Genomic DNA, 17392 nt, shown 5'->3' with positions numbered 1-17392 from the left:
CACCGCTCTCCCGGCGCGTACGACGAAGGCCCCCGTCCACTCCTCGAAGTGGCGGGGGCCCTTCTCGTACGTACGCCGGTCCTCGGTCCTACCGGAGCCGCGCCATCAGGGCGTGTTCGACGAGCGTGATCAGCGCGCTCTTGGCGTCCGCGCGGTGGCGGGCGTCGGTGGTGAGGATCGGGGTGTCGGGGCCGATCTGCAGGGCCTCGCGCACCTCGTCGGGGTTGTACGGCTGGTGGCCGTCGAAGCCGTTGAGGGCGATGACGAATGGCAGCCCGCTGTTCTCGAAGTAGTCGACGGCGGGGAAGCAGTCGGCGAGACGGCGGGTGTCCACCAGCACCACGGCGCCGATCGCGCCGCGCACCAGGTCGTCCCACATGAACCAGAAGCGGTCCTGACCGGGCGTACCGAAGAGGTACAGGATCAGGTCCTGGTCCAGGGTGATGCGGCCGAAGTCCATGGCCACCGTGGTGGTGGTCTTGTCTCCGGTGTGCGTGAGGTCGTCGATGCCCGCCGATGCGGACGTCATGACGGCCTCGGTGCGCAGCGGGTTGATCTCCGAGACGGCTCCGACGAACGTGGTCTTGCCCACGCCGAAGCCGCCCGCCACCACGATCTTCGCGGAGGTTGTGGAGCGGGCTGCTCCGCTGCTAGAGCTTGCGAAGTCCACTGAGCACCCTTTCGAGCAGTGTCACGTCTGGCTGACCGCCGGCGGACTCGTCGCCGCCGGGCTGGTGAATGGCTACAAGTCCGGCCTCTGCCAAGTCGGCGACGAGGATCCGGGCAACCCCGAGGGGGATGGTGAGAAGCGCCGAGATCTCGGCAACCGACTTGATCTCCCGGCACAGGTGGCAGATCCGCTGATGCTCGGGCAGTTGCCCTTGCAGACGTGACGGGTCCGCCGTGGTGCTGACCAGTGCCTCGATGGCGAGCTGGTAGCGCGGCCTGGTGCGGCCGCCGGTCATGGCGTACGGACGAACCAGCGGATTGTGGTTCGCCTGGGTGACGGCGGGCGCGGGGGCCCGCCTCGACTGTGCCGACTGGGGGCGCGGCTGCCGCTGCTGCGGCGGCTGCGGCGGCTCGTACGGCTGGGCCCGGCTCGGTGCGGAGGGGAAGTTGAACCTGTTCTGCGAGGTGTCACCCTGATTCTGGCCCTGGCCCTGGCCGTAAGGCCAGTTGGCCGAAGAACCGTCCGGGGGTGTTGCCACGTTTCCTCCTCCGACTGCCGGGCACCCGTTGCTGTGGAGCTACATCCCCGCACCCTAAAGCCCGGGGCCGCCACAGCGCATTGTCTGTCTGTTAGTTGAGAAGACTTCCTTGCAGCTCGGCGCGCAGGTCCGGAGTGAGGACACTGCCGGCCCTGTCCACCAGGAGGGCCATCTCGTAGCCCACGAGGCCGATGTCGGCTTCCGGGTGGGCCAGTACGGCCAGCGAGGAACCGTCCGAGATCGACATCAGGAAGAGGAAGCCGCGCTCCATCTCCACCACGGTCTGGTTGACCGCGCCGCCCTCGAAGATCCGGGAGGCACCCGCCGTCAGCGAGGTCAGGCCGGAGGCCACGGCCGCCAGCTGGTCGGCGCGGTCCCGGGGAAAGCCCTCGGACATTGCCAGCAGGAGTCCGTCGGCGGAGACCACCACCGTGTGGGACACCCCGGGGGTGTTGTCCACGAAGTTGGTGATCAACCAGTTCAGATTCTGCGCCGCCTGGCTCATCGGGCTCACACTAACGCTCCTGGTTGTAGGTGTTGCCATGGCCACCGTGCTGATCGTAAGTGGCCGCTGTGTTCGTGTCCGTTCCCGCGTTCCGCCCCTGCTGGACGCCGCGGCGCAGGTTGCTCAACCTGCCCCGTACGTCCTCGGGAGCGCGGGAGACCTGGGGGCCGCCCTGCGGGGTCTGCTCCGCGGTTCCCTCGACCAGGTTGGCCTTGGGCACCCGCCGGGGGAGACCGGAGGAGGTGACTCCGCCCGCCTTGGGCTCACGGAGCTTCTCCGCCCGCTGCCAGCGCTCGTCGTTCGACGAACGCCACTCTTCGGTGCCGCCCTTCCCGTCCGCGCCCTGCTGCTGCGCGGCTTCCTGCCCGGCGGACTGCCCGGCCGGCTCCTCGGTGGGCTGCCAGTGCTGCTGGCCGCCGCGCCGCGGAAGGCCCGCGTCGGTCAACTCGTGGGCGGGGGCCGGGGCGGTACCCGGACGGTCGAAGCCTACGCGTTCCCGGCCGTTCGCGGGAGCGTCCTGAGCAGATTCCGGTTCCGATCCGAATTCCTGTTCGTACGTACCGTTGTAAGAGCCCTGATCCTGCCAGTTCCCCTGGTGGGAAGCGGAATCGTACCCCTCTTCGTACGCCGCCTGCGGTGCTGCGGGCTCCTGGTACTCGGCTTCCGGATACGTCTGGTAAGCCGGGTAGTCGTCATACCCCTGCTGGCCGTACACCGGCTGCTGGGGCTGCTGCTCGTACTGCTGCTGCGGGTCCTCGTACGACGCCTGCTGCGGTACCTCGTCACGGAACAGCGGACGGTCACCGGTGACCTGTGCCCCCAACTGGGCACGCCGCTCCTCGCGTATCAACGAGCGGCCCACCGGGTCCAGCTGCGCCTCGTCCGGCTCCTCGGAGCCGTAACGCGAATCGTCGAAGCCGAGTTCGGCCGCGGTGCGCATCGGGGCGCTCTCGAACGCCTGCTGCTGCTCGGGAATGATCGAGGAGACCGTGAAGGCGTCCTGCGGCAGCGCGTCGCCACCGCCACCGTGGGTGATGGCGTCCGGCAGCATGACCAGCGACGTGGTGCCGGCCTGCTCGCCCGAGGGGCGCAACTGGACACGGATGCTGTGCCGGTCCGCGAGGCGGCCGACCACGAACAGGCCCATGCGCTGCGAGACGGCGGCGTCCACGGTCGGCGGGTTCGCCAGCTTGTGGTTGATGTCCGCGAAGTCCTCGGCGGTGAGGCCGATGCCCTTGTCGTGGATCTCGATCATGACGCGGCCGTCGGGCAGCCGGGTCGCGGTGACGCGCACCTTCGTCTGCGGCGACGAGAACGTGGTGGCGTTCTCCAGCAGCTCCGCCAGCAGGTGCACGAGGTCGGTCACGGCCTGGCCGTGGATCTCCGATTCCGGTACGCCGCTGAGCTCGATGCGCTCGTACGACTCCACCTCGGAGGAGGCCGCGCGGAGCACGTCGACCAGCGGGACCGGCTGGTTCCAGCGGCGGCCGGGCTCCTCACCCGCGAGGATGAGGAGGTTCTCGCCGTTGCGGCGCATACGGGTCGCGAGGTGGTCCAGCTTGAAGAGGTTCTCCAGCTGGTCCGGGTCGGCCTCGTTGTTCTCCAGGTGCGTGATCAGGGTCAGCTGGCCCTCGATCAGGGACTGGTTGCGCTGCGAGAGGTTGGTGAAGATCGCGTTGATGTTGCCCCGCAGCATGGCCTGCTCGGCGGCGAGCCGGACGGCCTCGCGGTGCACCTGGTCGAAGGCGCGGGCGACCTCGCCGATCTCGTCGTGCGTGGTGATCGGGATCGGCTCCACGCGGGTGTCGACGCGGCCCGGCTCCGCACGGGAGAGCTGGTCGACCAGCATCGGCAGGCGCTGCTCGGCGATGCCGAAGGCGGCGGTCCGCAGCCGGCTCATCGCACTGCTCATCTGACGGGCCATCATGCCGGCCAGGAGGACCGAGGCGAGCAGCGCGATGATCACGACGAGACCGTTGACGATGGCGTCGGTCCTGGCGTCGGACGAGATCGTGGCGGCCTCGTTCACGGCCTTGTCGACGAGGTCGGTCTCGATCTCGCTGTAGCCATCGAACTTGGCGGTGGCGGCGGCCATCCAGAACTCGGGCGTGACGCCCTTCTCCTTCAGACCGGCCGGTCTGCCCTTGCCGATCTGCTCGGCCATGCCGTCGAGGACCGAACCGCCCTTGCTCGGCGGAGCCTTGAAGGGGACGCCGGCCTGGTCGGCCTGGTGCTTGGCGGCGGCGAGCTTCTTGGCGCCGTCCTCCGCCTTCTCCTTCATGACCCGCTCGAGCTTGTCGGTGTCCTCCTGCGTACCACCGGAGACGTACTCGCCGAGGGCGATCTGCTCCAGGTAGTTGTACGAGTTGAAGGCGACCGTCTGCTGTGCGAACTTCTCCGGGTCACCGCTCGGGCGGACCAGGAGGTGCGTGCCGATGGAGCGCTGGAGCGACCCGGCGGCCTTGGCGAGCTGGATGGCGTAGACCGTACGGCCGTAGGCGGTGATGTTGCCGGTGCCCAGGCCGAGCTCGTTCGACAGCTCCATGAGGGAGTGCTGAACGGCGGTGTAGCCCTCTTCGGTCTTCACCGGGTCGAAGGCCTGGGTGTACGCGGCCTTGCGCAGCGCGGGGAGCTTGGGCTCCTCCTTCGCGAAGAGGTCGAGGCGGCGTTCGAGGCCCTGGCCCTCGGGGAGGTTCTTGGTGGCCGCGTGGAACTTCTTCGCGGCGGCGTCGGTCGCGGCGCGGACCTCGGTGACCTCGGAGCTGGTGCGCCTGCCCTGGAGGAGCGGGGCGGCGGTCAGGTCGCGCTCGTTGAGCAGCGCCTGGCCGTACTCGGAGGCGGCGCGCACCAGGAGCGCGGTCTTCTCGGCGTCCTGGGCTTCCTGCCAGGTGTCGATCGACCCCTTGACCTGGAAGCCGCCCATGACGAGACCGACCAGCACGGGTATGAGCAGGATCGCGTTCAGCTTGGTGGGCACGCGCCAGTTGCGCGGCGAAAACCGGCCGCTGCCGCTGCTGTCGCCGCTCGCGGGGGCGGCAGGGGCGGTGGGCGAGGCCGCGGGCGACGTCGCTGTTCGCGGCGGCGGGGTGAAGTTGCCCCGCGCCTGCTGCTGTGCGGAGCTCGTCTTGCTACGCCTCACTCGACCAACAACCTCTCGGCGCCGACACCTACGCTGTGCCGTTTTTCTCGTTCAGGGCCGTACTACTCGGGAGTTCGACGAATTCCAGCACGGCAAGCGGCTGCCTTCCAAACAGCGAGAACCGGCCATTCCGAGTGGTGTAAGCCTCAGATAAAACGGTCAAAAAGAACGAGCGGCGTCAAATGGCGGAGTCAATGTGAGCGCAGCGGCACCGCGCGAACGCGCGCGGTGGCCGTGGCGGGGCAATTCTCTTTCGAAACGTTATGAACACCGGGGCGGAGAGTGTCGAAGGACACAATCCGCCCCGGGCGCCGTCACGACAACTGCCGTATAGCACGGACTACTTGAGTCGCGCCATCAGGGCGTGTTCGACGAGCGTGATCAGCGCGCTCTTGGCGTCCGCGCGGTGGCGGGCGTCGGTGGTGAGGATCGGGGTGCCCGGGCCGATCTGCAGGGCCTCGCGCACCTCGTCGGGGGTGTACGGCTGATGCCCCTCGAAGCCGTTGAGGGCGATGACGAACGGCAGCCCGCTGTTCTCGAAGTAGTCGACGGCGGGGAAGCAGTCGGCGAGACGGCGGGTGTCCACCAGCACCACGGCGCCGATCGCGCCGCGCACCAGGTCGTCCCACATGAACCAGAAGCGGTCCTGACCGGGCGTACCGAAGAGGTACAGGATCAGGTCCTGGTCCAGGGTGATGCGGCCGAAGTCCATGGCCACCGTGGTGGTGGTCTTGCCACCGGTGTGCGTGAGGTCGTCGATGCCGGCGCTCGCGCTGGTCATCACGGCCTCGGTGCGCAGCGGGTCGATCTCCGAGACGGCTCCGACGAACGTGGTCTTGCCCACGCCGAAGCCGCCCGCCACCACGATCTTCGCGGAAGTCGTGGCGCGGGCCGTCCCGCCGCTAGAGCTGGCGAAGTCCACTGAGCACCCTTTCCAGCAGCGTGACGTCCGGCGTGCCGCCGGCCTCTCCATTGCCCGGCTGGTGGATCGCCACCATGCCGGCCTCCGCCAGGTCGGCGACGAGGATCCGGGCGACGCCGAGCGGCATCGACAGCAGTGCCGACACCTCCGCCACCGACTTGACCTCACGGCACAGGTGGCAGATCCGCTGATGCTCGGGGAGCAGCGTGGACAGGTGTGCGGGATCGGCGGTGGTGCTGACCAGTGCCTCGATGGCGAGCTGGTAGCGCGGCCGGGTCCGGCCGCCGGTCATCGCGTACGGACGTACCAGCGGCTGGTCGCCCTCCTGGTCGTACGACGCGTCGTAACGCGTCCCGTACGGATCACGAGAGGCGGGGGGCGGGGTCATGGATCGATCCTCCGGGCATGACAACAGGGAATGAGCCTGCGGTCTGACGGGGCCGGGGTGGGGGGCTGTGCGCGGCCTTTACGGTCTGTTCTCGGCAATATCTGCGGTGCGCGGTCTAGTGGAGAAGACTGCCCTGAAGCTCCGCACGGAGGTCCGGGGTGAGGACGCTGCCGGCCCGGTCGACCAGCAGCGCCATCTCGTAGCCGACGAGGCCGATGTCGCAGTCGGGGTGGGCGAGTACGGCCAGCGAGGAGCCGTCGGACACGGACATCAGGAAGAGGAAGCCGCGCTCCATCTCGACGACGGTCTGGGTCACAGCCCCGCCCTCGAAGATCCGGGACGCCCCCGCGGTCAGCGAGGTCAGGCCGGAGGCCACGGCCGCCAGCTGGTCGGCACGGTCGCGCGGGAAGCCTTCGGACATCGCCAGAAGGAGTCCGTCGGCGGAGACCACCACCGTGTGGGACACCCCTGGGGTGTTGTCCACGAAGTTGGTGATCAACCAGTTCAGATTCTGCGCCGCCTGGCTTATCGGACTCAACTAACGCTCCTGCTGGTGAGTGGGGTCAATGGTGAAGCTGCCGGTCGTCGAGCCGTTGCTGCCGGCCTGGCGACCCTGCTGGATACCCCGACGAAGATTGGTCAGCCGGCCGCGTACGTCGTCAGGCGCACGCGAGACCTGCGGACCGGTCTGGTGGTTCTGCTGCTGCGCGGTGCCCGGCACCAGATTGGCGCGCGGGACGCGACGCGGCAGACCCGAGGTCGTGACACCGCCGGCTGCGGGCTTCTTGACCCGCTCGGCCTGCTTTACGAGTTCGTCGTTCGGCGAGGTGCGCCAGGCGGCGCCGTTGGTGGCGTTCGTACCGTTGGTGGTGCTGCTCGCGGCACCCGTGTCACGCGCCTGGGCGCGCTGCGGCATCGGAGGGGTGGCGGCGTGCGCGGCAGAGGACTGCTGCGCCGGCCGCCCGGACTGCTGCTGGGGCACGGCGGGAGCCTGCTGCTGCTCGCCCTGCTGGAACCAGTTCGACTCGAGCGTGTCGAAGAGCGGCGTACGTTCGTCGCTGGGCCCGGGGGCGGGCGGCAGCTCGTGCTGCGGCTGCTGCGGAGGCACGCTCGCGACGGGCGGACGCGGCGCGCCGCCGGGGTTCGCGGGGTTCCCCGTGTTCTCGCGGCCGTGCCGGCGCGGCGCCACCGGGCCGAGGCCCTGGGGCCCGCCCTGGTCCGGGTGCTGCCCCTGGCCGTGCGGCTGGATCTGGCCGCCGTAGCCCGCCGGGCCGGCCTGCTGCGGGGCACCGAAGTCCGGTGCGGCGAACTGCGCGGTGGACGCGGGGTCCTGCGGAGCCTGGAGCTCGGTCCGCTGGTACTGGCCGGCCGGGCCGCTGCCCTGCGGGGCGTTCGCCCCGGGCCCGGCGAACTGGCTTGTGGACGCGGGGTCCTGCGCGCCGCGGGCGCCGGGACGCTCGTACTGCCCGGTCGCCTGCTGGTTCACGGGACCGCGTACGTCGGAACGCTCGAACAGGCCCGTGGAGGCGGGCGGCGGTCCGTCGAAGTCCGGCCGCTGGAACTCGGCGGTCGAGCCGGGGCCCTGCCGGTCCGCGGCTTCCTCGTGACCGCGCGGCTGGTCGGTGCCCCAGCTGGTGGTCTGCGGACGCTGCGGGGCGGCGGAGCCGGGCAGTTCGGCACGCTGGCCCTGGCCGCCACGGGACGGCGGCTGCTGCGCACCGCCCCCTGACCGCCCTGGGCGGGGTCGCCCTTCTGGAAGGCGTTCCGGCGTACGCCGGGACGCTCGCGGTTGCCGGCCTGCCGGCTGCCGCCGAAGGCACCGGAAAGACCGCCGCCCTGACCGGACCGGCCCGGAGCGGAGCCGGGCTGCCGGCCCTGACCGGGACCCTGGCCCCCGTCGCGCCCGGGCAGTGCCGCACGCGGACCGGAGCCCGCGACCTGGCCGCGCGCGTCACCACCGGAACCGGCGGGCAGCCGTCCCGCCGGGGCGGAGCCGCCGGCGGGACCGGGACGGGCGCCGTCGGCCGGCCCACGGCCGCCGGGGCCGGAGGGCACCTGCGGCTGGGCCGCCGCGCCGGTCTTGGTCGGAGCCTGCTTGCCGCCCTGGGCGACATCGACGGGCAGCATGACCAGCGCGGTCGTGCCACCGGAGTCGGAGGGACGCAGCTGGATGCGGATGCCGTGCCGCAGGGACAGGCGGCCGACCACGAACAGACCCATGCGGCGCGAGACCGAGACGTCCACGGTGGGCGGCGAGGCGAGCCGCTCGTTGATCGCGGCGAGGTCCTCCGGCGACAGGCCGATGCCGGTGTCGTGGATCTCGACGAGCACCCGCCCGTCGGGCAGCGCGTGACCGGTGACGCGGACCTTGGTCTGCGGAGAGGAGAACGACGTGGCGTTCTCCAACAGCTCGGCGAGGAGGTGCACGAGGTCGTTGACGACGCGTCCCGCGACCTCGGTGCCCGGCACCGAGGACAGCTCGATGCGCTCGTACTGCTCCACCTCGGACGCGGCGGCACGCAGGACGTCGACGAGCGGCACGGGCCGGGTCCAGCGGCGGCCGGGCTCTTCACCGGCGAGAACGAGCAGGTTCTCGCCGTTGCGGCGCATGCGGGTCGCGAGGTGGTCGAGCTTGAAGAGCGAGGAAAGCTGGTCGGGGTCGGCCTCGCGCGACTCCAGCTCGGAGATGAGCGAGAGCTGACGCTGGATGAGGCCCTGCGAACGCCGCGACAGGTTGGTGAACATCGCGTTGACGTTGCCTCGCAGCAGCGCCTGCTCGGCGGCGAGGCGGACCGCCTCGCGGTGCACGTCGTCGAAGGCCGCGGCCACCTTGCCGATCTCGTCGCGCGAGTGCACGCCGACGGACTCCACGGACGTGTCGACGTCCTGCGGGTCGGCCTCGGAGAGCTGCTTGACGAGCTCGGGGAGACGGTCCTGGGCGACCCGGGTGGCGGTGTCCTGGAGCCGGCGCAGCGAGCGGATCATGGAGCGGGCCACGACGAACGCGCCGACGAGCGAGACACCGAGGACGAGCAGGATCAGCGCACCGTTGAGGATGGCGTCCTGCTGCGACTCGTCGCGCAGCTCACGAGCCTTCTGCTCCATCTCGTTGAGGAGCGTGGTCTCGATCTGCTTCATGGCCTGGATCTTGTTGGAGTCCGCGTCCGTCCAGTCCATGTACGAACGCGGGAGCTCACGCCTGAGCCCGCCCGACGTCTGCAGAATCCGGTGCGCGTACTTGTCGGCGGCCTCGATGTCGGGCTTGCCGGTGTCCAGCGGTGCGGTCAGTTCCTCGGCGTCGCCCACGTAGACGGAGGCGAACGAATTGCGCGCCGCGTCCTCGCTCTCCATCGCGGACTTGGCGAAGAGGCGGTCGCCCTCGTTGAGCTTGCCCGTCTCCCGGTTGTTGGCCGGCAGCGCCGCGGCGATGATCGCGCGCTGGATGGAGGCGTACTCCTTGGCGGAGGAGAAGGCCGCCAGGGCGCGCGTCCGCTTGATCATCTCCGGGTTGGAGGTGGCCTGCGCCATGTCCTGGGAGAGGCTCAGCAGCGAGGTGATCAGCTGGCTGTAGTTGTTGACCGTCTGCGAGTTGGACGTCTTCTGGTACGCGTCCTCACGGATCTGGCGAATGGAGTTCAGCCGGCCCGCGATGTCCCGGAGGCTGACGCGGATGCTCCGGAGGCTCTCGTCGCCTTCCGTCTCGATGTTGTTCGTACCGGCGATGAACGCGTCCCTGGCCCGGTCGGTCTTGTCCCGGGGACCCTTCACCTTGAAGTCGGCGGGGCTGGTGCCGTTGGCGAGCGGACCGGCCGACTTGTCGCGCTCCTCCTGGAGCGCGGCGGCGAGCTCGGTCGCCTGCTTGGTCATGTCGGTCAGCAGCTGCATGTGCTCCAGCTGCTCCATGTCGTTCATGGACTCGTTGATGCGCAGACCGCCGAGCGTGGTCGCCGCGACCACCGGCAGGGCCAGCAGGGAGACCAGACGGGTGCTGATGCGCCAGTTGCGCAGGGCTATTCGCGAGCCCGTGGAAGTGGGCTCCTTGGCTCTCACGGGAGCCGCCTGAGCCGCCTGCTCACCGCCGCCCTTGGCCGCGGTACGCGCGCCGCGGTCGCCGCCACCGTCGCCGGCCGCGGCCGACGCGTGCTTCTGGGCGTGCTGGGGCGAGGATCCGCGGTCGGTCCCGCGTGGCTCCTGCTCCGCCGCAGCGCTGCCATCCCTCTTGAAACGTCCCTGCACTAGCGTCGCAACCTCTGGACCAGGCGTTCCTCCGCGTGAACGGCGGAACGGTGTCGAGTCGTGGGGCACCGAACGGCCCCATGGGTGGTCGTGAGTGACCGGCGCTTCTCCCCTTCCCACCGCCACTCGGCGCTGCGTTGTGCGCCCTGCGCGCCGGCTGGAATCTCGCGGCGGTCCGGGGAATTCCAGCACAGTGCCGGATCTCCAACAAGGCCCGCGTGTCGGGCCGCGACCGGCGTGACACGGCGTGAGGGATGCGTGACAAGGTGTAGAAACAGTTCGGGTCGAAAGGGGGCAAAAGGGAGTGAGATGCTTGGGGGTGGTGGGTGTCCCAGTCCTGATGATCAGGAGCGGAATGATGCCTTCAGTGGCGCAATGTCCGTTTCCTTGGCCCGAAAGTCCCGCCCGAAATGATCGATATGCCTGCCATCTCGTGAGGAAACTCACACACTGTTCCCGTCTGCTTCACATCTTTGACGGGGAAGCGGGTGTTTAGCCTGACGCTTTGCAGGGATGGCGAATCCGACAATCACCGCGCCCGGCCGACGGGCGCCCCTACCGACAAGGCTTGAACAGCAGATGAACACCACGACGATGTTCCGCAGCACCGCCAACCCGCGCCGCACCACGCTGGCGCACCTCGAGGACGCCACGGACCTGCAGACGGCCGAGCGGCCGGAGCACCCCGTCGAGCTCCCCTCCGAGACCGCCAACCCGCGCCGGACCATCCTCATGGAAGCCCCCGCCGCCTAGCCGGACGCGGCGGCGACACGGGAGGCGGGGCCCCTCGGCCGCGTTAGCCTGGAGCGTCAGTCTCCGGCCAGCCAGCAAGTAAGGGGCGGCAGCATCCCGTGCGCATCGCCAGGTTCTCCATCGACGGCAATGTCGCCTTCGGCGCGGTTGAGGGTCCCAGCGCCCCAGGCGCAGAGGCAGATCTCGTCCTCGACATCATCAAGGGCATCCCGTACGCCGACTTCGAGCTCTCCGGCGTCAAGGTCCCGCTGAGCAAGGTCCGGCTCCTGCCGCCCGTGCTCCCCAGCAAGGTCGTGGCCGTCGGCCGCAACTACGCGGAGCACGCGGCGGAACTGGGCAACGCCGTCTTCGACGATCAGGGCCGTCCGGACGCGCCCCTCACCTTCTTCAAGCCGTCCACCTCCGTGACCGGCCCGGGTGACGACATCGCGTACCCCTCCTTCTCCAGCGAGCTGCACCACGAGGCCGAACTGGCCGTGGTCATCGGCCGCATGTGCCGTGAGGTCCCGCGCGAGCGCGTCAAGGACGTCGTCCTCGGCTACACCTGCGCCAACGACGTCACCGCACGCGACGTCCAGCAGCGCGAGAAGCAGTGGGCCAGGGCCAAGGGCTTCGACACCTCGTGCCCGCTCGGCCCCTGGGTGGAGACCGATCTCGACCCCGGCGATCTCGCCATCCAGTGCACGGTCAACGGCCGGCAGCGCCAGCTCGGACGCACGAGCGACATGATCCGCTCCGTCGAGGACCTGGTCGTGCACATCTCCGAGGCCATGACGCTGCTCCCGGGCGACGTCATCCTCACGGGGACCCCGGCCGGAGTCGGACCCCTGAACGTCGGCGACGAAGTCGCCGTCACCATCGAAGGCATCGGCACTCTCACCAACAAGGTGATCAAGCGTGGCTAGCGCACCCGTACGTGTACGTTTCTGTCCCTCGCCGACCGGCAACCCCCACGTGGGCCTGGTCCGCACCGCCCTGTTCAACTGGGCGTTCGCCCGGCACAACGGCGGCACGATGGTCTTCCGCATCGAGGACACCGACGCCGCCCGCGACTCCGAGGAGTCGTACAACCAGCTGCTCGACTCGCTGCGCTGGCTGGGCCTCGACTGGGACGAGGGCCCCGGGGTCGGCGGCCCGCACGCCCCGTACCGCCAGTCGCAGCGGATGGACATCTACAAGGACGTCGCCCAGAAGCTCATGGCGGGCGGTTACGCGTACGAGTGCTTCTGCACCGCCCTGGAGCTGGAGGTCCGCCGCGACGCCGCCCGCGCGGCCGGCAAGCCGTCCGGCTACGACGGCACCTGCCGCAACCTCAGCGCCGAGCGCATCGAGCGGTACAAGGCCGAGGGCCGCGAGGCCGTCGTGCGCTTCCGGATGCCCGACGAGCCGATCACCTTCACGGACCTGGTCCGCGGCGAGCTGACCTTCAACCCGGACAACGTCCCGGACTACGGCATCGTCCGCGCCAACGGCGCCCCCCTCTACACGCTCGTCAATCCGGTCGACGACGCGCTGATGGAGATCACCCACGTCCTGCGCGGCGAGGACCTGCTGTCCTCCACCCCGCGCCAGATCGCGCTCTACAAGGCGCTGATCGAACTGGGCGTCGCCAAGGAGATCCCGCAGTTCGGGCACCTTCCGTACGTCATGGGCGAGGGCAACAAGAAGCTCTCCAAGCGCGACCCCGAGGCGTCCCTCAACCTCTACCGCGAGCGCGGCTTCCTCCCCGCGGGCCTGCTGAACTACCTCTCCCTCCTCGGCTGGTCCATCGCCGAGGACCGCGACATCTTCACGATCGAGGAGATGGTCGCCGCCTTCGACGTCAAGGACGTCAACGCCAATCCGGCGCGCTTCGACCTGAAGAAGTGCGAGCACATCAACGCGGAACACCTGCGCAAGCTGTCGCTACCGGACTTCATCGCGGCCTGCGAGCCGTGGCTGAAGGCGCCGTACGCCAACTGGAAGCCCGAGTCCTTCGACCGGGCGGCCTTCGAGGCGATCGCCCCGCACGCCCAGACCCGCGTGACGGTCCTCTCCGACATCACCGCCAACGTCGACTTCCTCTTCCTCGACGAGCCGGTCGAGGACGAGGCGTCGTGGGCGAAGGCGATGAAGGGCGAGCCGGTCCCGCTCCTCACCACCGCCCGCGCCAACCTCGAAGCGGCCGACTGGACCAGCCCCGAGTCCCTCAAGGAGGCAGTCCTGGCCGCCGGCGAGGCCCACGGCCTGAAGCTCGGCAAGGCCCAGGCCCCGGTCCGCGTCGCGGTCACCGGCCGCACGGTCGGCCTGCCGCTCTTCGAGTCCCTGGAGATCCTGGGCAAGGAGAAGACCCTGGCCCGCATCGACGCGGCCCTGGCGAAGCTCACCGCGTAAGCGCGGCCCGTACGCACGAAGGGCCCGGAAGCCGCACCGGCTTCCGGGCCCTTCGCGTGCCGTCGGGGCATGCCGGTTCGCGCCGTGGTCCGGGGCATCGGCACGGTGTTCCTCGGAGGCCGCCCCCGAACCCCCGGCCGGGGGCGGGTGCCGCGGGTACCGTCGGAGCATGCCGATTCGCGCCGTGGTCTGGGACATCGACGACACGATCTTCGACTACGCGAGCGCCGACACCGCAGGCATGCGTGATCACCTCGCGGCCGAGGGCCTGCTGGACGGGTACGGCTCCGTCGACCAGGCCCTCGACCGCTGGCGCGAGCTCACCGAGCTCCACTGGGCGCGGTTCGCCGCCGGTGAGGCCGGTTTCGAGGAACAGCGGCGCGACCGCGTCCGGTCCTTCCTCGGCACGCCGCTGAGCGACGACGCGGCGGACGAGTGGTTCCTGCGGTACGTCACCCACTACGAGGCCGCCTGGAAGCTGTTCCCCGACACCGTTCCGACGCTGGACGTCCTGGCGGACGACTACCGCCACGCCGTGCTGTCCAATTCCAGCATCCACAACCAGGACCGCAAGCTGCGGATCCTCGGCGTGCGTGACCGCTTCGAGGCGCTGCTGTGCGCCGCCGAGCTGGGCTTTTCCAAGCCCGCGGCCGAGGCGTTCCACGCGGCCTGCGACGCGCTCGACCTGCCCCCGCACGAGGTGGCGTACGTCGGCGACCAGCCCGACATCGACGCCCGGGGCGCCGACGCCGCCGGCCTGGCGGGCATCTGGCTCGACCGCGGCGGAGTCGGCGGCCGCCCGGAGCTCGTCCGGATCACCGGCCTTGAGCAGCTACCTGGCCTGTTGCGGGGCGATACCCGTTTTGGAGCGCCGTCCACCTTCGGGTAATGTTCTTTCTGCGCCGCCGGAGAGGGCCGAAAGGTCCGGCCGGGAAGCGCAAACCAAACAAACCCCCACCAGGGGGTTGAGTTTTGGTGGGCTATGGTGTAATTGGCAGCACGACGGTTTCTGGTTCCGTTAGTCTAGGTTCGAGTCCTGGTAGCCCAGCTCGCAGGAGCTGTTGAAGTGCATGCAGCAGTCTGCAAGGCCCCCGTTGTGTAGCGGCCTAGCACGCCGCCCTCTCAAGGCGGTAGCGCCGGTTCGAATCCGGTCGGGGGTACAGATCCTTTCTTTCCATCGCCTTCGGGTCGCTCCCGGATGCGATGACGCGAGGATCGCTAGGGCCCCCGTTGTGTAGCGGCCTAGCACGCCGCCCTCTCAAGGCGGTAGCGCCGGTTCGAATCCGGTCGGGGGTACTGTTTAAACCGCATTGGTCTAAACCACCATGGGCTATGGTGTAATTGGCAGCACGAGGGTTTCTGGTTCCCTTAGTCTAGGTTCGAGTCCTGGTAGCCCAGCTCGCAGAGCTCATTTCTGCAAGGCCCCCGTTGTGTAGCGGCCTAGCACGCCGCCCTCTCAAGGCGGTAGCGCCGGTTCGAATCCGGTCGGGGGTACGTACGAAGAAGGCCTCCCGCACTGCGCGGGGGGCCTTCTCGCATGCCGGACGGGCGGACCGGGTCCGTGCGGAGCACTGCGCCGTGCCGCGTACCGCACAGCCTTCGCACCCGCTCACCCGGGGAGCGCCGGCCTTGGAACCCCTGGTGCGCACCGCGGAGTTATGCGTCGTCCGGGTCCGCCGGCCGGGCGGGCTCCGCATCGAAGGTGTCGTGGACGCGCAGGGCCACCGGCACCTCCGTACCGCCCTGGAAGTGGTCGAGCAGGTCGACGGGGGGCATCCAACTCGACCTTTCCCGGCTGGAGTTCCTCGATCTCGGCGGGCTGCGGCTGCTGATGGCGTTCGCCCGGTCACGTGCTGCGGGAAGCCGGGTGGAGCCGGCGGGTCCCGCTCCGCATCCGCGTGAACTGATCTCGCCGGCCGACTGGGACGAGACCTCCGGTCCGCGCCGGGGAGACGGCCATGGCGACCGACGGTGGTGCGAACGGCGCGGGCTTCGCCCACCACACCTCCTCGTACGACGGCGACGAGGCGTTCCTCGCGGGGGCCCTTCCCATCGCAGGAGAGGTGCTGGGGGCGGGGGAGCCGGCGCTTGCCGCGCCCACGCCCGCCGCCATCGAACCGCTCCACGACGTCCTCGGCGCGCGGGCCCACGGCCTCGGCACGGCGGAGACGGCCTACCTCGGCCGCAGGCCCGTGGAGCGTGTCTCCTCGTTCCTGCGCTACGTGAACCGCCGCGAGGTGCCGGGCCGGCGGGCCCGGCTCATCGCCGAGCCCCTGTGGGCGGGCAAGTCCGCCCGCCGGATCGCGGAGTGGAAGCGCATGGAGTCCGGGCTGAAGGTGCTGCTCGCGGGCGCCGGCCTCTGGATGTTCTGTCCGTACGACACCAGGCTGGTCCCCGAAGGCGTCGCCGCGGCTGCCCGGGCCACCCACCCGGGACACGCGGCCGGAACGGAGATCCTGCCCTGCGCGGCGTATGTCGATCCGGACGCGTACGGGGCGGCGGACGCACCGCTGGACCCGCCGCCCCCGAGCGTGGACCGGCTGGACGGACCGGCCGCGCCTGCCGCCCTACGCGCCTTCGTGCGCGGCGGCGCCGCGGCGGCCGGCCTCGTGGGGGCGCGCCTGGCAATGGCCGAGATCGTCGCCGACGAAGCGCTGGCCTGCCCGTTCGTCCACGGGGCGGCAGGTGCGGGGGTGCGCCTGGGAGGAGCCCGGCATCGTCGCCCGGGGTCTGTTCGCCACCGGACCGGCGGCCCCGCCGGCCTGGGCGGGGTTCGCGCCGCCCGGTGTGCGGGCCGGGCCGTTCGACGGGCTGTGGCTGATGCGCAGCCTCTGCGAGTCGGTGGAGATCCGCACGGTGGACACCGGGCTGCGGCTGCGGTTGCGGTACTCCGGGAAGAAGAACGCCGAGCGCATATGAGCGGGGCGGCGCACCGGCCCGCTCGCAGGTCCTCAGCCGCCTTGGTCTCTTCCCTCGGGCCGGGTCCTCAGTCCGCCCCGGTCTCCCCAGGCCGGGGCTGTTGCGGCCCTCAGCCGCCCGAGCGGCGCAGTGCCTCCGAGAGGCGCGCTGCCGAGTCGATGACCGCCTGGGCGTGCATCCGGCCCGGGTGGCGGGTCAGCCGCTCGATCGGTCCGGAGACCGAGACCGCCGCGACCACGCGGTTGGACGGGCCGCGCACCGGCGCCGACACCGACGCCACACCCGGCTCGCGCTCGCCGATCGACTGGGCCCAGCCCCGGCGGCGTACACCGGACAGGGCGGTCGCGGTGAAGCGGGCGCCCTGGAGGCCGCGGTGCAGGCGCTCCGGCTCCTCCCAGGCCATCAGGATCTGCGCGGACGAGCCCGCCTTCATGGTGAGCGTGGAGCCCACCGGAACGGTGTCCCGCAGTCCGGACAGCCGCTCCGCCGCGGCGACACAGATCCGCATGTCGCCCTGGCGGCGGTAGAGCTGGGCGCTCTCGCCGGTCACGTCGCGCAGGTGCGTGAGCACGGGGCCCGCCGTGGCCAGCAGCCGGTCCTCGCCCGCCGCGGCGGACAGTTCCGACAGCCGCGGGCCCAGGATGAACCGGCCCTGCATGTCCCTCGCCACCATCCGGTGGTGTTCCAGTGCCACGGCGAGCCGGTGTGCCGTGGGTCGTGCGAGCCCGGTCGCCGCGACCAGCCCGGCGAGGGTGGCCGGACCGGACTCCAGAGCGCTCAGTACCAGAGCTGCCTTGTCGAGAACGCCGACGCCACTAGAGTTGTCCATGCGTCGATACTCGCGTCTCACTCTGTGAAACGCAAGTTCAATTTTTCCCGGAACTTGCGAATCTGTGGGGGAGGCCGCACAACGGCCCGCAGTCACCGCCCCGTACGGGGGTCGAGGCGA

15 protein-coding genes, 5 tRNA genes and 1 pseudogene are annotated in these 17392 nt (G+C 70.3%); 11 read left to right on the top strand and 10 right to left on the bottom strand.

The window, feature by feature from the left end; all coding sequences use genetic code 11:
- Positions 1 to 88: 88 nt before the first annotated feature.
- The 9 genes from BN1555_RS08815 to BN1555_RS08780 all read right to left on the bottom strand — a co-directional run bounded on the left by BN1555_RS08815 (position 89) and on the right by BN1555_RS08780 (position 10212).
- The gene (locus tag BN1555_RS08815) at positions 89 to 670 is read right to left on the bottom strand and encodes a GTP-binding protein (protein WP_028813754.1); all 582 of its coding nucleotides are present in this window, start codon (positions 668 to 670) and stop codon (positions 89 to 91) included.
- Positions 651 to 1208 carry a DUF742 domain-containing protein gene (locus BN1555_RS08810; RefSeq protein WP_093798851.1) on the bottom strand — a complete coding sequence of 186 codons (558 nt, stop codon included), beginning with the start codon at positions 1206 to 1208 and terminating at the stop codon, positions 651 to 653. Before BN1555_RS08810 ends, BN1555_RS08815 begins: the two co-directional genes overlap by 20 nt.
- Before the next feature lie 91 nt (positions 1209 to 1299).
- Positions 1300 to 1713: a roadblock/LC7 domain-containing protein gene (locus BN1555_RS08805; RefSeq protein ID WP_037649449.1), complete on the bottom strand. Its 414-nt coding sequence runs from the start codon at positions 1711 to 1713 to the stop codon at positions 1300 to 1302.
- A gap of 10 nt (positions 1714 to 1723) precedes the next feature.
- Complete coding sequence (locus tag BN1555_RS08800; RefSeq protein ID WP_093798850.1) at positions 1724 to 4852, bottom strand: sensor histidine kinase; 3129 nt, start codon at positions 4850 to 4852, stop codon at positions 1724 to 1726.
- 340 nt (positions 4853 to 5192) lie between these two features.
- Positions 5193 to 5774 (bottom strand): GTP-binding protein, encoded by a 582-nt coding sequence (locus tag BN1555_RS08795; protein WP_093798849.1) that lies wholly within the window; start codon positions 5772 to 5774, stop codon positions 5193 to 5195.
- Positions 5755 to 6162: a DUF742 domain-containing protein gene (locus BN1555_RS08790; protein WP_093798848.1), complete on the bottom strand. Its 408-nt coding sequence runs from the start codon at positions 6160 to 6162 to the stop codon at positions 5755 to 5757. Before BN1555_RS08790 ends, BN1555_RS08795 begins: the two co-directional genes overlap by 20 nt.
- 115 nt (positions 6163 to 6277) lie before the next feature.
- Positions 6278 to 6700: a roadblock/LC7 domain-containing protein gene (locus BN1555_RS08785; RefSeq protein WP_093798847.1), complete on the bottom strand. Its 423-nt coding sequence runs from the start codon at positions 6698 to 6700 to the stop codon at positions 6278 to 6280.
- A complete protein-coding gene (locus BN1555_RS40235) occupies positions 6701 to 7648 on the bottom strand; it encodes a hypothetical protein (protein ID WP_255306483.1) in 948 nt (315 codons plus the stop codon).
- Positions 7645 to 10212, bottom strand: coding sequence for a sensor histidine kinase (locus BN1555_RS08780; RefSeq protein ID WP_255305943.1), 2568 nt, complete (start codon positions 10210 to 10212; stop codon positions 7645 to 7647). The genes BN1555_RS40235 and BN1555_RS08780 overlap by 4 nt, the downstream gene beginning before the upstream one ends.
- Before the next feature lie 765 nt (positions 10213 to 10977).
- Here BN1555_RS08780 and BN1555_RS38905 point away from each other — a divergent pair.
- The 11 genes and pseudogenes from BN1555_RS38905 to BN1555_RS38460 all read left to right on the top strand — a co-directional run bounded on the left by BN1555_RS38905 (position 10978) and on the right by BN1555_RS38460 (position 16443).
- Positions 10978 to 11151, top strand: a complete 174-nt coding sequence (locus BN1555_RS38905; RefSeq protein WP_093798846.1) for a hypothetical protein — start codon at positions 10978 to 10980, stop codon at positions 11149 to 11151.
- Positions 11152 to 11249: 98 nt separating this feature from the next.
- Positions 11250 to 12056: a fumarylacetoacetate hydrolase family protein gene (locus tag BN1555_RS08770; protein ID WP_093798845.1), complete on the top strand. Its 807-nt coding sequence runs from the start codon at positions 11250 to 11252 to the stop codon at positions 12054 to 12056.
- A complete protein-coding gene (gene gltX / locus BN1555_RS08765; protein WP_093798844.1) occupies positions 12049 to 13524 on the top strand; it encodes a glutamate--tRNA ligase in 1476 nt (491 codons plus the stop codon). Before BN1555_RS08770 ends, gltX begins: the two co-directional genes overlap by 8 nt.
- A gap of 169 nt (positions 13525 to 13693) precedes the next feature.
- Positions 13694 to 14413, top strand: coding sequence for an HAD family hydrolase (locus BN1555_RS08760; RefSeq protein WP_093798843.1), 720 nt, complete (start codon positions 13694 to 13696; stop codon positions 14411 to 14413).
- An 87-nt stretch (positions 14414 to 14500) separates the two neighbouring features.
- Positions 14501 to 14572, top strand: a tRNA-Gln gene (locus tag BN1555_RS08755).
- Positions 14573 to 14611: 39 nt separating this feature from the next.
- Positions 14612 to 14684 (top strand) — tRNA-Glu (locus BN1555_RS08750).
- A gap of 63 nt (positions 14685 to 14747) precedes the next feature.
- Positions 14748 to 14820 (top strand) — tRNA-Glu (locus BN1555_RS08745).
- 30 nt (positions 14821 to 14850) lie between these two features.
- Positions 14851 to 14922, top strand: a tRNA-Gln gene (locus tag BN1555_RS08740).
- A 23-nt stretch (positions 14923 to 14945) separates the two neighbouring features.
- Positions 14946 to 15018, top strand: a tRNA-Glu gene (locus tag BN1555_RS08735).
- Positions 15019 to 15482: 464 nt separating this feature from the next.
- Positions 15483 to 15944, top strand: a pseudogene (locus tag BN1555_RS41595) (MEDS domain-containing protein); the annotation flags it as partial.
- 265 nt (positions 15945 to 16209) lie between these two features.
- Positions 16210 to 16443 (top strand): hypothetical protein, encoded by a 234-nt coding sequence (locus BN1555_RS38460; RefSeq protein WP_141662831.1) that lies wholly within the window; start codon positions 16210 to 16212, stop codon positions 16441 to 16443.
- A 109-nt stretch (positions 16444 to 16552) separates the two neighbouring features.
- Here the strand turns inward: BN1555_RS38460 and ndgR are convergent, their stop codons facing one another.
- Positions 16553 to 17272 (bottom strand): IclR family transcriptional regulator NdgR, encoded by a 720-nt coding sequence (gene ndgR, locus BN1555_RS08720; RefSeq protein ID WP_028813744.1) that lies wholly within the window; start codon positions 17270 to 17272, stop codon positions 16553 to 16555.
- Positions 17273 to 17392: the final 120 nt, after the last annotated feature.

It is taken from the genome of Streptomyces sp. Wb2n-11 (assembly GCF_001049855.1).
Classification (GTDB): Bacteria; Actinomycetota; Actinomycetes; order Streptomycetales; family Streptomycetaceae; genus Streptomyces; species Streptomyces altiplanensis.
The sequence above is the reverse complement of the archived record's forward strand: the minus strand, read 5'-3'. Positions and strand labels throughout refer to the sequence as shown.

Excerpts from the sequence above, each read along its gene's own strand:
- BN1555_RS08805 (WP_037649449.1), bottom strand. The coding sequence starts at position 1,713 with ATGAGCCAGGCGGCGCAGAATCTGAACTGGTTGATCACCAACTTCGTG.
- BN1555_RS08790 (WP_093798848.1), bottom strand. The coding sequence starts at position 6,162 with ATGACCCCGCCCCCCGCCTCTCGTGATCCGTACGGGACGCGTTACGAC.
- BN1555_RS38905 (WP_093798846.1), top strand. The coding sequence starts at position 10,978 with ATGAACACCACGACGATGTTCCGCAGCACCGCCAACCCGCGCCGCACC.
- BN1555_RS08760 (WP_093798843.1), top strand. The coding sequence starts at position 13,694 with ATGCCGATTCGCGCCGTGGTCTGGGACATCGACGACACGATCTTCGAC.
- ndgR (WP_028813744.1), bottom strand. The coding sequence starts at position 17,272 with ATGGACAACTCTAGTGGCGTCGGCGTTCTCGACAAGGCAGCTCTGGTA.